General features: G+C 71.1%; 12 protein-coding genes and 3 pseudogenes. 9 read left to right on the forward strand and 6 right to left on the reverse strand.

Annotation, left to right across the window (positions count from 1 at the left end; all coding sequences use genetic code 11):
- Positions 1 to 73 precede the first annotated feature (73 nt).
- Positions 74 to 427 carry a VOC family protein gene (locus OHU34_RS40430; protein ID WP_405771269.1) on the forward strand — a complete coding sequence of 118 codons (354 nt, stop codon included), beginning with the start codon at positions 74 to 76 and terminating at the stop codon, positions 425 to 427.
- A gap of 156 nt (positions 428 to 583) precedes the next feature.
- Positions 584 to 748 carry a hypothetical protein gene (locus OHU34_RS40435; protein ID WP_230196027.1) on the forward strand — a complete coding sequence of 55 codons (165 nt, stop codon included), beginning with the start codon at positions 584 to 586 and terminating at the stop codon, positions 746 to 748.
- An 89-nt stretch (positions 749 to 837) separates the two neighbouring features.
- Here the strand turns inward: OHU34_RS40435 and OHU34_RS40440 are convergent, their stop codons facing one another.
- Positions 838 to 1,662 carry a class I SAM-dependent methyltransferase gene (locus tag OHU34_RS40440; protein WP_142268511.1) on the reverse strand — a complete coding sequence of 275 codons (825 nt, stop codon included), beginning with the start codon at positions 1,660 to 1,662 and terminating at the stop codon, positions 838 to 840.
- 483 nt (positions 1,663 to 2,145) lie between these two features.
- Between OHU34_RS40440 and OHU34_RS40445 the strand changes: the two genes are divergently transcribed.
- On the forward strand, positions 2,146 to 2,592 hold the full coding sequence (locus tag OHU34_RS40445; RefSeq protein WP_405771273.1) for a hypothetical protein: 447 nt from the start codon (positions 2,146 to 2,148) through the stop codon (positions 2,590 to 2,592).
- An 89-nt stretch (positions 2,593 to 2,681) separates the two neighbouring features.
- Here OHU34_RS40445 and OHU34_RS40450 read toward each other — a convergent pair whose 3' ends face one another.
- The 3 genes from OHU34_RS40450 to OHU34_RS40460 all read right to left on the reverse strand — a co-directional run bounded on the left by OHU34_RS40450 (position 2,682) and on the right by OHU34_RS40460 (position 6,554).
- Positions 2,682 to 3,362 (reverse strand): pyridoxamine 5'-phosphate oxidase family protein, encoded by a 681-nt coding sequence (locus OHU34_RS40450; RefSeq protein ID WP_142268509.1) that lies wholly within the window; start codon positions 3,360 to 3,362, stop codon positions 2,682 to 2,684.
- A gap of 341 nt (positions 3,363 to 3,703) precedes the next feature.
- Positions 3,704 to 5,866, reverse strand: coding sequence for an FG-GAP-like repeat-containing protein (locus tag OHU34_RS40455; RefSeq protein ID WP_405771277.1), 2,163 nt, complete (start codon positions 5,864 to 5,866; stop codon positions 3,704 to 3,706).
- Between the two features lie 160 nt (positions 5,867 to 6,026).
- The gene (locus OHU34_RS40460) at positions 6,027 to 6,554 is read right to left on the reverse strand and encodes an AAA family ATPase (protein WP_230196030.1); all 528 of its coding nucleotides are present in this window, start codon (positions 6,552 to 6,554) and stop codon (positions 6,027 to 6,029) included.
- A 62-nt stretch (positions 6,555 to 6,616) separates the two neighbouring features.
- On the opposite strand from OHU34_RS40460, the gene OHU34_RS40465 reads away from it, so the two are divergent.
- The 6 genes and pseudogenes from OHU34_RS40465 to OHU34_RS40490 all read left to right on the forward strand — a co-directional run bounded on the left by OHU34_RS40465 (position 6,617) and on the right by OHU34_RS40490 (position 11,646).
- The gene (locus tag OHU34_RS40465; RefSeq protein ID WP_405771280.1) at positions 6,617 to 7,186 is read left to right on the forward strand and encodes a hypothetical protein; all 570 of its coding nucleotides are present in this window, start codon (positions 6,617 to 6,619) and stop codon (positions 7,184 to 7,186) included.
- An 84-nt stretch (positions 7,187 to 7,270) separates the two neighbouring features.
- Positions 7,271 to 8,131 carry an oxygenase MpaB family protein gene (locus tag OHU34_RS40470; protein WP_142268505.1) on the forward strand — a complete coding sequence of 287 codons (861 nt, stop codon included), beginning with the start codon at positions 7,271 to 7,273 and terminating at the stop codon, positions 8,129 to 8,131.
- A gap of 211 nt (positions 8,132 to 8,342) precedes the next feature.
- Positions 8,343 to 9,517, forward strand: a pseudogene (locus tag OHU34_RS40475) (lipase).
- A 163-nt stretch (positions 9,518 to 9,680) separates the two neighbouring features.
- Positions 9,681 to 10,220 (forward strand): DUF6308 family protein, encoded by a 540-nt coding sequence (locus tag OHU34_RS40480; RefSeq protein WP_405772528.1) that lies wholly within the window; start codon positions 9,681 to 9,683, stop codon positions 10,218 to 10,220.
- Between the two features lie 71 nt (positions 10,221 to 10,291).
- Positions 10,292 to 11,239, forward strand: coding sequence for an FHA domain-containing protein (locus OHU34_RS40485; RefSeq protein ID WP_405771283.1), 948 nt, complete (start codon positions 10,292 to 10,294; stop codon positions 11,237 to 11,239).
- 14 nt (positions 11,240 to 11,253) lie between these two features.
- Complete coding sequence (locus OHU34_RS40490; RefSeq protein WP_142268502.1) at positions 11,254 to 11,646, forward strand: hypothetical protein; 393 nt, start codon at positions 11,254 to 11,256, stop codon at positions 11,644 to 11,646.
- Positions 11,647 to 11,858: 212 nt separating this feature from the next.
- On the opposite strand, the pseudogene OHU34_RS40495 reads toward OHU34_RS40490, so the two are convergent.
- Positions 11,859 to 12,374: pseudogene (locus OHU34_RS40495) on the reverse strand (ATP-binding cassette domain-containing protein); the annotation flags it as partial.
- A gap of 183 nt (positions 12,375 to 12,557) precedes the next feature.
- A pseudogene (locus tag OHU34_RS40500) lies at positions 12,558 to 12,871 on the reverse strand (transposase family protein); the annotation flags it as partial.
- Positions 12,872 to 12,889 lie beyond the last annotated feature (18 nt).

A 12,889-nucleotide genomic window follows, 5' to 3' on the forward strand; every position in this document is an offset into this window, starting at 1 on the left:
GTGACACGAGGGTGAGAAGAGGGCGATGGTGTGGTGCCGGACCGCCTGATCGGCGTCCTGGCAGGATGGCGGCATGGAACGTGTGCTTGGAATCGGTGGTTACTTTCTGCGGGCTGCCGACCCGGCGGCGCTGAGCGCCTGGTATCGCGACCGCCTGGGTCTGGACGCAGAGGGGAACGGCCTGTGGCGTCAGGAATCCGGGCCCACGGTGTTCGCGACGTTCGAGGCCGGAACCGACTACTTCGGGTCCCGCACGCAGCAGACCATGCTCAACTTCCGGGTCCGTGACCTGGACGCGATGCTCGCGCAATTGCGTGCCGGGGGAGCGGACGTGACCGAGGAAACGCAGGACATGGAGGGCGTCGGTCGTTTCGGCTGGGTCACCGATCCCGAGGGCAACCGGATCGAACTGTGGCAGCCCGCCTGACCGCGCCACGCTGACGCCGGCCGCCGATTCCGGGGTCCCGCTGATACGCAGTCGCCGGCAGACGGTCGTCGCTCCCGTCGACCCGTCGAAGCCGGACGTCGGCGACATCGTCCGGCCCGGGTCGCCGGGACGGCCTACCTGCACTTGGTGTCGGCCTTGGACCCCGCCGGGAAGCGGGTTCAGATCAGCAACAACCGCGGCCACGTCAACGGCTGGACCGGCTACGACCGTGTCTTCGGTGTCTGCCCGGCAGTCGACGGCGTCACCCGGTCGGGAGCCGCAGGCAAGGCGTTCGCGACCGACTCCGACGGCTCCTCCTGAACCTGCCGGCTGCGCGACCGACTCCGACGGCTCCTCCTGAACCTGCCGGCTGAAGGAGTACGCGTGCGCGCGAGTCCGGGGACGGGTTGTCACGGCCCCTCCTCGGGTTTCCACCCCCAGGCGGTGAGCATGCCGGCCGACAGCGCGGCGCATTCGGCGGAGTCCAAGTAGCGGACCGCCTCGTCGACTGACGCGTCGTCGACGAGGCCGGTGGCGAGCATCGCCGCTCGGCTCCGCTCCCAGGTGTCCGCCCAGAAGCGGCTGATGGGGCTGCCCGGCTGCAGCGGCGGCACATGGATCTCGGCGGCGACGGCATCGAGCCCCGCCCCACGCAGCAGGTGAGGGTACGACGGCACCCAGGAGACATCGGTGCCGATGGTGGCCCGCAGGCCTTGCCACATCGCCCGCATGACAGTGCTGTACGGCGTGCCGGGCGTCCGGTCGCTCGTGAGGTCGACCGCGTCACTGAGCACCAGCACACCGCCGGGCGCGACGAGCTCGGTCAACGCGCTGATCAGGCGGTCGCGTTCGGGCAGGTGCATCAGCACGAAGCGGGCGTGGACGAGCGAGAAGACGCCGGGGAGGGCGTTCGGCGCGCTGATGTCGGCCTCCAGCACGTCCAGCCCGGGCACGGGCCGCGCGGTGAGGAATCGGACGTCGCGGTCCACGGCGAGCACACTCGCCACCCCGGCCTCCTCCAGCAGCCGGCGGGAGACCGTGCCCGTGCCGGCCCCGACGTCGAGGCAGTGCCACCCCGGGCCGACCCCGAGGGCCCGCAGTCGCGCCATGGTGGTGTCGTCGTAGGCGAGGGCGCCGAAGTCGATGCGCTCGCCCTCGCCCGCCTGTTCGGGACGGAAGACGGCCTCGCCGTAGCGGCCGTCGCCCGGCGCGTCACCGCGCGCGGCGCCGCTCACGGCGCGATCGGCGTGACGTCGGGGGCGCGGACCGGGACACGTGCCGGTGCCCGGTCGGCAGGCGGCCGGTGCAACGGGTCGTCGAGCAGTTTCATGGCCGGACCTCTTCACACGGTGGGGGTGCCGGGCGACCCGTCCCGAGGCCGCCACCCCACCGATCTTGTCCGGACGACAGCCCGCACAACCGAGGCGCGCCGTGCCTGAGCCAATCGGCCGCGGGAAGGCGCGCCGCACGACGCCGAACGCCGGCATGTCACCGACCGGCCGTGATGCGGCGCCCCCGCTCCGCGCGGCGCGGCGGACCACGGCGCGCGGGGCCCGTACCGCAGGCATTCCGCGCGGGCGGAGCCGGTGACACGCCCGACTGTCACATCCCCGTGGCGGGCCTGTCACAGGGCCCCGCCGAAATGGCCCCGCGCGGCCATCGCCCCTCCTGGCCGTGGCACCATGCCCTTTTTGGCACCACCGTCCAGGGGGGACACCATGCGCACCAGCGCAACCATCGCCACCGCGGCTCTGCTCCTCGCCGCGCTCACCGCCTGCTCCTCGTCCGAGGAAACACCGGCCGCGAGCGACAGTGGGACACCCGCCACCGAACCCACGGTCAGCGTTCCCGCGGACCACGAGGGCGACGACCTCAAGGCCGCCGTCGCCGTCTACACCGCCGCCTACTTCGCCGCCGACACCGATACCGCGTACGCCATGCTGTCCGCGCGCTGCGCGAAGGAGATGACCAAGGACGCGTACGCCGGCGTCGTCCAGCAGGCGAAGACGGACTACGGGCCCGACCACGCGGTGACGGACGTGCAGGCCGACGTGTCGGGGGACCTCGGCCGGGCCACCTACAAGGTGGAGGGCCTGCCCAAGTTCGATCAGACGAAGCAGCCGTGGGCGTTGGAGGGCGACGCCTGGAAGTACGACGCCTGCTGACGGAGCACGGAGCACGGAGCACGGAGCACGGAGCGGGACAGCAAGTCCCGCCGGACAAGGCCTCGCCCTGCGCAGAGTCCGTCCGCTGATCACCCGAGACGAGTGCCGCTGCGGGACCCGATGTGGTGGGGCGGTTCGCTGCCGGCCGGGAGCAGGGGATCGGTCTCGGGTTCGCCCCAGGTCGAGACCAGGGGAAGGACACCGGCCCAGATCCCGAGGGCGGCGTCGGGTCCGTCCCCGTCGTCGGGCCCGCCCGTGCGTATCTTGACCGACGCTTCCTCGAGCGAGAGGGCGAGCAGGACCGTCGCCGCCAGTTCCTTGCGGTTCGGTCGGCGTGCGTAGTCCCACTGTGCCGGTGCGGCCTGTTCGGTCAGGCAGCGCAGCCCTTCGAGCTTCTCCTCCGGATCCGTGACCGGACGCGGCACGCCGTAGATCATCGCGCTGCGGTAGTTCACGCCGTGCTCGAACACCGACCGGGCGAGGACGAGACCGTCGATGTGCGTCACCGTGACGCACACCGTTGCCCGGGGCGAGGCGATCAGGCTTCGACCGGCCACCGATCCGTGGAAATAGAGGCTCCGTCGGTCGTTCCCGTAGACGGTGGGAACGACCATCGGGTGCCCGTCGACGACCACCCCGAGGTGGCAGACGAAGTTCGCGTCCAGGATCGCTTCGAGTGCGCCACGGTCCAGGCTTCCCTGCTCCCGAAGGCGACGGTGACGGGTGCGGTCGGTGTTCGGCAGGGTGGGAGGGAGGGGGCTGTGGGTCACGTCGGTCCTTTCGCTGCGTGCGCAGACAGAAGCTACCGATATCGTCGCTTCATCGCCAGACATCAACTGGATCAGCTTTCATGGGCTATGAATGCAACTGAAATCGAAGCATCGGTGACGTGAGGTCGGTGGGCGTGGGGTTCCGCGCATGAAAGCGTTGATCACTGCCGTCCGCGAGCAGGACGAAGTCGCCCGTCATCTCGACTGGCCGAGCGATCTCGACCTGGACCGAGGCGACCACGTCCGTCGCGTGGCGCGCCATAGGGCGCCGCGAGGCGCGCACGGGGCACGAGAGGGGCAGCGGGGCGCCCGCTCGGCAGCCGTCGGTGCTGCCTGCTGCCCTACGACAGCGCGTCGTAGTTCTGCCAGCCGGAGGCGAGGGTGTAGGTGGCGCTGAAAGTGCCGTCGCCCCAGCCCTTGTTGCGCAGCAGCCTGCCGTCGGTGGTCCGGGAGACCAGGTCGGGGAAACCGTCGCCGGTCACATCGCCGACGGCGACGATCGCGTTGCGGTCGACGCCCCAGTCCCGGAACACCAGCGTCCGCGGCTTGAAGCCGCCCGTGCCGTTGCCGTCGTAGCGCCACAGTTCGCCGCCGGCGTCCCGGGCGATGAGGTCGCCGATGCCGTCGCCGGTCACGTCGGCGGCGCCGACGACGGTGTAACCCTTCCACCCGGTACCGACGCGCACACCCGGGTCCAGAGCGCCGCGGGCGTTGGACCTGTACAGGTAGAGGTAGCCGGTCGTGGTCTGGCGGGCCAGCAGGTCGGGGTGGTGGTCACCGGTGAAGTCGTCGGCGGCGACGACGGCGTCGAAGCCGTTCCAGCCGGAACCGACCAGCGTGCGCTCCGCGTCGGGCAGGAAGATGCCGGTGCAGCCGCCGGAGTGCCGATACAGTTTGCCGTCGGTGGTCCTGCTGAGCATGTCGGAGCAGCCGTCGCCGGTCATGTCGCCGACGGGGACGAAACGCGTGCCCGGGCTCCAGCCCGACCAGCCGCGGGAGTCGGTCAGCCTCCCGTCGGCGAACCGGTGGGCTTCGAGCAGGCCGCCGCCGGTCATCGTGTACAGCTCGCCGTAGCCGTCGGTGTCGGCGTCGTGGAAGGCGGACCGGCCACCGGAAAGCAGGAAGCTCCCGGCCGGGAGGGTGCGGACGGCGCCGCCGTCGCCCGGGTCCACCGTCATGGTCCAGTGGTAGCGGCCGCTCACCGCCTTCGCGCCCGCGTCGTCCCTGCCGTCCCAGGAGGCACGGACGGCGGCGCCCTCGTGGGAGCTGCCGGTGAGGGTGCGGACGGTGGTGCCGTACGCGTCCTTGATCGTGAGCTTCCAGGACGCGGGCGGGCGGGTGAACCGCCAGGTGCTCTCCCACAGCCGGTCACTCGCCGCGCGCAGGTCCACCGTGGCGTCGGCGCGCCAGTCGAACAGGCTGATCCGTGACCGCGGCACCGTCACCGGCCGGATGTGGATCATCTGCTCGCCGTCGACGTAGGCCACATGGCCGCCGTACCGGTCGACGGTGAGCATGCCGACCCAGGCCCCCTCGGGGGCCGTGAAGAACGGGGAGGTGGCGGCAGGGTGGCCCCCGCCGAGGTGGAAGTCGGTGAGCGTCACCGTCCGCCCGTCCTCGGACTGCTGGACCAGATAGCCGTCGCCGACCTCGGCGGGCAGCGCACCGGGTACCGGGATGTTCTTGCCGGTGCTGTTGTCCCACACCCCGGCCTTGTCGGACGCGGAGCAGCGCCAGTACAGCCACCGCCCCACCGCCTGCAGGTCGTCGGGGACGCAGCCGGAGCCGAGCGCCAGGTTCGCCGTGCTTGCCTTGGTGACGAGGTCGTACGAATTGACCGTGCCGACGGTGCTGCCCGGCTTCCAGATCTTCGTGCCCCAGATGGACACCGCGGTGACCGAGCGGGTGTGGACCTGCCCCGGGTAGGACACGCCCGGGGCGAAGGAGCCGATGCGTTGCACACCCTCGTCGTTGACCGCGACATACGAACCGCCGGCCGCCACCACATGGTCCGGTGACTCCCAGTCGAACGTGCCGAGCCCGAGCTCGCTCCGGGGTGCCCCGCCGCCCAGGGCTTCCTGGCCCCCGAACGGCGTCATGAAGCCGACCCGGCCGTCGCCGAGCGCCCACAGCCTGGAGTAGAACCCGCTGCACGTGTACTCCGCGGGGTCGACGCCCTCGCACGGGTAGTTCGTCCAGACCTGGGGTGCCGCGAGCTGCCGGGGCCCCGGCTGGGGGGTGCCGACGGCCGGGAGGTCGAACTCCCACAGCCCGCGTGCGGTCTCGGGGTCCGCCGTCCCCAACACGCTGAGCTTCCCGCCGCCCAGCGCGAGGGTCTCGACATAGGCCTTGAGGTCGCCCCTGGTGCCGAACGGGACCACTATCTCGTCGTCGGCCGCCAGCGCAGCCGTCGCCGGCGCCGGGGAGAGACCGAGGCCACCGACCGCCAGCGCGACGGCGGTTCCGATCGTGAGCGAGGTGTGTCTGATCGCGCGAGTGGTCATGTCAGCCCCCTGGTTGACGAGGAGTCCCTCCGTCGTCTTGGAAGCTATGACCCTCAGGACACCTCGCGGGTTGTACGGAACCGAATGACGGTCGCCCGGCCGAGCCCCATTGTCGTCGCGTCCGTCGGCGCCGGGTGGACCCCGGACCCGGCAGGCGGCCTCAACCCTTGACGGCCTCCGCGATCCGCGAGGCGGCCTGAGCGGGCGTGAGACGCGTGGTGTCGACGACCTCGGCCTCACCGTGCAGCCATGTGCGGGCCGCTTCGGCGTAGGGCTCGAGGTACTTGAGCCGGAACAGGGAGGGGCCGAGAACAGTGTCCGCCTCGATGCGCCCACGGAGGGTCTCCTGGTCGGCGTGGAGGACGAAGTGCCTGACCGGGATGGCATGTTGGGCGAGACCCGCGCTGATCTCGCGCCAGTACTGCTCGACCAGGACGGTCATGGGCATCACCAGAGTGCCGCCGGTGTAGTCGAGCACGCGGCGGGCGGTCTCGACGACGAGCGGCCGCCACGGCGGCCAGTGCTGGAAGTTGTCCGTCCCGGGCCCGGGTAGCCCCGGTGTGATGTCCATGAGTGTCTCTCCCACCTTCTCGGCGTCCAACACCCTGGAATCCGGAATCAGTTGCTGCACGAGTGCGCTGGTCGTCGTCTTGCCTGCGCCATGGGTGCCGTTGAGCCATACGATCATGGGACCCCACGCTAGCGCCGTGCGATCCGAAGGAACGGGCGCGGCGGGGAGGGAGGGCGCGGGTGGAGCTGTCGTCGGAGGCGAAGGCCTTCGAGGAGCTGGTGCGGCAGGGCGGGGATCCTCGGGCCGCCGCGGTCTCCGTCTGCGTCGGCTTGGGCATCCCGCCCGCGGAGGCGCAGAGACGGGTGCGTGACGCGGAGCCCCTCTTCGCCGATCTAGGACCGGAGGAGGAAGAGGTGCTCGCCCTGTTCCTCGACCTGTCGGATGTCTTCGTCGTCGACCGCCGACTCGACGCGCGCGAGCAGGAGATCCATGACCTGCTCGGGACGGCGGTCGGCGCCATGGGCGCTGTCCGCAGCGGGCTCGGCCACCGTCTGCACCGGTGGCTGCGGACCGGAGAGCTGACCCGGTCCTACCTCTCCCTGGCCGGGGGGAACCAGGTCAGGGCCACCGGCGATCCCTCCGTCTACTGGGCCGCTCTCGTTGCCGCCGGGGAGCTGCTTGCGGTCGGACAGGACGGCGGCGAGCAGCAAGGCCTCGCGCAGGCGCGAGCGCACTGCCGACGCATGGCTGCGCGGCAGTCCACCGCACAGCAACCCGTCGCACAGCAACCGGTCGAACCCGCAGAGTGAGGAGGGCGCCTCGCCGAAGCCGCCGCCATGCCCGGATCCGGGTGGCATAGCGGACACTGGACAGCAGGAGAAGGGAGGCCGACCGTGCTGACCCTCGTCCGTGAGCGGCTGGGCCGGGCCCTGTTCCGCCGCGTCGCCGGACCCGACGGACCGGCGACACGTGCCCGTATCCACCAGACTCCCGGCCCGCGCTGGTTCGAACCGGACCGCCCGATCCGCGTGGTCCACGGTGACGCCTCGATGTTCATCGGCGGGCTGAGCGCGCTGCTGTTGCAGTCCCTGCACCCGCTCGCCATGGCCGCGGTGGCCGGGCATTCCGGATACCGCGGCGACCCGTGGGGCCGACTGCAACGCACCAGCACCTTCCTGGCCGTCACGACCTACGGCACGGCCCCGGACGCTCAGCAGGCGGTCGACATCGTTCGCCACATCCATGAGGGGATCCGCGGGACCACGTCCGAGGGCGTGCCCTACCACGCGACCGATCCGCACCTGCTCGGCTGGGTGCACGCGGCCGAGACGGACAGCTTCCTGCGCGCCCACGAACGCTTCGGAGCCCACCCGCTGGACGCCGCCGGGTACGACGGCTACGTCGCCGACACCGCGCGGGTCGCCGAGGCGCTGGGAGTGAGCGACCCACCGCGCGACCGACGCGAGCTGTGCGAGCGGCTGACCGCCTACCGGCACGAACTGCGGACCACGCCCGAGGCCCGCGCCGCCGCCCGCTTCCTGCTGTTCCGGCCGCCCCTGCCCCTGGCCGTACGGCCCTTCTACGGCGGGCTGGCTGCCAACGCCGTCGTGCTGCTCCCGCCCTGGGCCCGGGGCATGCTGTGGCTCCCCCGGGTGCCGGTCGTCGAGGATCTCGCCGTACGCCCCACCGGGCAGGCCCTGACCCGGACCATCCGCTGGGTCATGACCCCACCGCGCGAGTTCCGCCCGACGTGATCGCGCGCCACCCCGTGTCTCGGCCGGCCCCCTGTACGGATGGGTTGCGCAGCGCTGGAGCCGGAGCCGGAGCTGTCGCCGACGAGAGTGATCCTCGCCGGCGCCGGCGCCGGCGCCGGTGCCAGCGCCGGTGGCGGTGGCGGTGGCGGTGAGGTGAGGCTGTTCGGTGGCCGCCCAGGTGGCGAGGAGCCGCAGGGCGTCGTGGTCGGGTGTGCCGGGGGCGCTGCGGGCGGTTCCGCTGGTGGGTGGGCCGGTGGAGATACGGGCTGCGCTGGACCTGGAGACCACACAGGCAGGGGTGATGCCGCGCCGGTTGCCTGCGTGGACCAAGGAGCAGTACCAGGACCCGTCGGTCTACGGGGTGACCGTGATGCCTTCGGGGGTGCGGCTGGTGTTCCGCACTGATGCTCGCGCATTGGAGCTGGAGGTACTCACTTCCACCGGCCAGTTTGACCCCCACCCCCACCCCCACCCCCACCCCCACGCCCACCCTCGCCCGACGGGGATGCTGGAGTTGCTGGTGGACGGCGCCTTGGCCGGGCGTCAGCAGGCGCCGGTGGGCAACGTGCTGCGGATGGCGGGCCCGCGGGCCGTACAGCGGCTCATCCCGGGCGAGCCGGGGACCGTACGGTTCGCCGGGCTGCCCGCCGGTATGCAGGGCGTCGAGTTGTGGCTGCCACAGCAGACCCCAACGGAACTGGTGGCACTGCGCGCTGACGGCGACGTACTGGCACCACTGCCGGACGGGCGGCGCCGCTGGGTGCACCACGGCAGTTCCATCAGCCACTGCATCGAGGCCGACGGCCCGACCGGGACCCGGCCGGTGGTGGCAGCTGCGCTCGGAGGGGTGGAGGTGATCAACCTCAGCCAGGCGGGCAACGCGCTGCTGGATCCCTATGTCGCCCGGACGATCCGCGATACGCCCGCCGACCTGATCAGCCTCAAGGTGGGCATCAACATCGTGAGCCTGTCCGCCTTCCGGCTGCGGACGTTCGGCCCGGCGGTACACGGGTTCCTGGACACGATCCGGGATGGGCACCCGGACACCCCGCTGCTGTTGATCTCTCCGGTGAGCTGTCCGGCCCTGGAGGAGGCCCCCGGCCCGACCGCGACCGGCCCGGACGGCAGGCTCGCTGCCCTGGGCGACCCGGCCGATGTGGCCGGCGGGGCATTGTCGCCGGCGGTGGTCCGTGCCGAGATGGCCCGGATCGCTGCGGCACGACAGGCGTCCGATCCCCACCTCCACTATCTCGACGGACGCGAGCTGCTCGGCCCGGACGAGCGGATGACCTGGCCGACGGCCTACACCCCACCGCCGTCGCATACCGTCGAATGGGCAAGTGCTTTGCAGCCCACGCCTTCGCGACCGACGGTCCCTTCCGCTGAGTGAGCTGGGCTCCACACCCTGCACCGGGTGTGGAGCTTCCACGCACCTCCGGCCGGAGATGGGCGGTGGGGGGATGCAGGGCACTGCTCGCCTTATGAAGGATGGGTTCGTGTGATCTCTTCCACTGGAACGTTGTTGTCGCGGTTGGGGCAGCGGTTGCGCGTGCTGCTGAGTGCAGAGCGTGTTGTCGGTGACCTGCGGCGTTACTTCGGCATAGGCATGCCGCCCGGCGGGGTGCCGTTCACCGGCAGTCGGTTCGAGCATCTGGTGGGTGGGGGAGACCGGCCGGAGGTTGCCGACCGGATCATGGCGGAGGACCTGGTCGCGGAGCAGCACCGATTCCTCGAGCGCGGCCATCAGGTCGAGGACCCGGCCAGGTTTCTCCGGCTCGGGCATCCCGGGGAGAGGCTTCTCCTCCCGCCCGGCTTCGATGATCTTTTCCATGGCCTCGGTGTAGGTGTCCTTGAAGTCGCCGCCTTCGAGGTCGTCGCGGGACATCGACTCCATAGCGCGAGCGCGCCCTCGATCTCCTTCTCGAACACGTCGACGGGCTCCGGGAGGAGCTCGGTGGGGTCGCGGAGACCAGCCCGTCGGGATCGGAGGGCTGCGGACCGAGGGGACGGCGGCCGAACGCACTGCCGAGTTCCGGCCGTCCGGGATGCTGTGGCAGGACGGAGCCGATCGGCCTTTACTGGAAGGTGAGGATCACCAGAGTCGGCGACCGAATCGTTTCGTCCGACGCCGGATGCTTCGCCAAGGCAGGAGGTCGTGCCATGGACCCGCCTCTGCGAGAGCGCGACCTGCCACAACTCGTGGTCGACCGCCCGGACCGGCTGCGCGGCCGGGTCTTCGTCCTCGACGACCAGCCGATGCTGGTCGGGCGGGACTCCGACTGCCAGATCCAGGTGGGCGATCCGGACGTCAGCCGACGGCACGCGGTGGTGTGGCGGGCCTCGGGCCGGACCACCGTCGAGGATCTAGCCTCCACCAACGGCACCATGCTGAACGGTCACCCGGTGCTCGGGCAGCAGGTGCTGCACTCGGGCGACGTGCTGGATTTTGGGCCCTTAGAGGTGCATTACGAAGAGCAGCGCCCCGCCGACCGGACCGTTCAGGCCCCGAAGCCCGGAGTCGGCGGCACCCCGGGTGGTACCTCGGACACCATGCCGGGCTGGGGCCCCGAGCCCGGGCCCACGCCTCACGGCGCTCCCGCCGCAGGGCCACCACCCTCTGGCCCGCCGGGTCGCCCGGCACCGCGCGAGGCCGGCCGTACGCCGCCTGCCGGCGAGCGGCGGTTCGACATCGGGCAGCAGCAGGCCGACCGGCTGAGCAACGTCGCCGGGGACCAGTACAACTACGTGCAGCAGGCGCAGCGCGAGAGCTTTTTCAAGGAGATCGCCGCGACCCGTACCAGGGCGCGACACCTGATCATGCTCGGCTTCCTGCTCTTTCTGGTCGGGGGTGGGATCTACGGCTGGGTGATCATTCGATTCATTGCCAGGACCAACGACGGTATTTCGTCGGGGAGTTCGAACTTCGACTCCTCCCCGGAGCTGCTCGGACCGAAGGTGGCCGGGGTGCCGGTAGGGGCGGTCGGGTTCGCGATGGCGGCTATCGGGACGGTTCTGACGGTCATCGGGATCGTTCTGCACGTCGTGACGACGTCCCGGCGCCGCCGCTTCGAGGATGCCGAGCGGCAGGCGTCCTGGCGGCAGCGGTGAGGAGAAGGGGAGTCATGGCCTTCAACATCGGCAATCAGCAGGGCGGCGTGGTCAACAACGTCGCCGGGAACCAGAACGTTCACGGTGGCCAGTCGGCCGTCTTTACGGCGGGCGGGCAGGAGGTGCGCGGCCTGGTCCGGGAACTGAGGGCGTCGATCGAGCAGACGGCGCTGCCGCCGGCAATCGAGCCCGACGTGCGGGCCGAGCTGGACTCGTTGGACGAGGAGGTCGCCCGGCCGGAGCCGGACCGGGAGGCAGTGGCGGGCCGGCTCGGCCGGATCACCCGGCTGCTGTCCTCGGCTGGTGCGCTGGCCACGGCCAGTACCGGGCTGATCGGGCCGCTCGGAGCGCTCGCGGGCTGGCTCGGCGCACTTGGCCAGCCGATCTTGCGGGCGATCGCAGGCTGATGGGAGGAGGCTGACGCAGAGGGCCTTGCCCCAAGGCCGGGTGGTCAGCGTTTTCGTAGGTCATGCAAGTGGGGCTGGAGACCAAGGTGTTGCGGCGTAGAGGCCGGGGCCGAGTTTGTGGATGAGGCCGCCGGTGGCCCACCGATTCAGTTGTCTGTACATGGTCTCCAGGGTATGGTCCGGGACCGGCCCGTTCCGGCGCAGTGCTGGCACCCGCGCAGCAACCCCCTCACCCAGCGCACGCCTTCGGGATCCAGCCCGTTGACCGGCTCGTCCAGCATCACCACCGCGGGATCGCCCAACAGCGCGGCGGCGATGCCCAGCCGCTGCCCCATCCCGAGCGAGAACGCCCCGACCCGCTTGTGCGCCACCGCGTGCAGACCGGCGAGGTCGATGACCTCGTCGACCCGCCGCCTCGGCACCCCATGGGTCTACGCCGACGCCATCAGGTGGTTGAAGGCCGAGCGCCCCGGATGCACCGCCTTCGCCTCCAGCGGCACCCCCAACTCCTGCAAGGGCGAACGATGTTGGGCATACCACTTGCCGTTGACCAGAGCTGTGCCGCTGGTCGGCGCGTCCAGGCCCACGATCATCCGCATGGTGGTGGACTTGCCCGCTCCGCTCGGCCCCAGAAAACCCGTCACCTGCCCCGGCGGAGCGGTGAAACTCAGTCCGTCCACCGCCGTCCTGTCCCCGTACCGCTTGGTCAGCCCACGAACTTCGATCACAGCGTCGCTCCCCGCTTCTGTCCGGCCCGGCATCCGGCCGGGTCTCTGCTTTCGAGGCCAGGAGCGGCCACGGCACGACCCGTGGACCCGGAGGCCACAATCACCACCGGTCACTGGTACCGCGGTACACCGGCGAGGTCGTCATCGCCGATCTGGCCCGACGCACGGAACGTCGTCCAGGGCTCAGCCGTTCAGCGCACGGTATGCCGTGATTCCGGTCGCGCCCGCAGGCCTCTCCGCCGCTTCCGGAGCAGGGAGGAATCCGAGGTGATCGCTGCCGGGGAGGCCGTCGCCTTTCTGGCGGCAGTCGCGCAGGATCTTCCAGTTCTTCATCCGGGCGAAGGTGTGCTCGACGCGGGCTCGGACGCGCCGGTGCCCGGCGTTGTCCTCCTCCTGACCGGAAGGAGGGGCCGTCCGGCGCGTCTTCGATGCGGCACGACGAGGCGTGTGCCCAGGTGGGCGCCGTCGGCTATCACCGTCGTGCCCGCAGCCTTCGCGGGCAGATCCAGTGCGCA

Source organism: Streptomyces sp. NBC_00080 (genome assembly GCF_045041255.1).
GTDB lineage: Bacteria > Actinomycetota > Actinomycetes > Streptomycetales > Streptomycetaceae > Streptomyces > Streptomyces coriariae.

What these genes read in the sequence shown, in the direction of transcription:
- OHU34_RS40430 (WP_405771269.1), top strand. Translation starts at nt 74, where the DNA reads ATGGAACGTGTGCTTGGAATCGGTGGTTACTTTCTGCGGGCTGCCGAC.
- OHU34_RS40445 (WP_405771273.1), top strand. Translation starts at nt 2,146, where the DNA reads ATGCGCACCAGCGCAACCATCGCCACCGCGGCTCTGCTCCTCGCCGCG.
- OHU34_RS40455 (WP_405771277.1), bottom strand. Translation starts at nt 5,866, where the DNA reads ATGACCACTCGCGCGATCAGACACACCTCGCTCACGATCGGAACCGCC.
- OHU34_RS40460 (WP_230196030.1), bottom strand. Translation starts at nt 6,554, where the DNA reads ATGATCGTATGGCTCAACGGCACCCATGGCGCAGGCAAGACGACGACC.
- OHU34_RS40485 (WP_405771283.1), top strand. Translation starts at nt 10,292, where the DNA reads ATGGACCCGCCTCTGCGAGAGCGCGACCTGCCACAACTCGTGGTCGAC.
- OHU34_RS40490 (WP_142268502.1), top strand. Translation starts at nt 11,254, where the DNA reads ATGGCCTTCAACATCGGCAATCAGCAGGGCGGCGTGGTCAACAACGTC.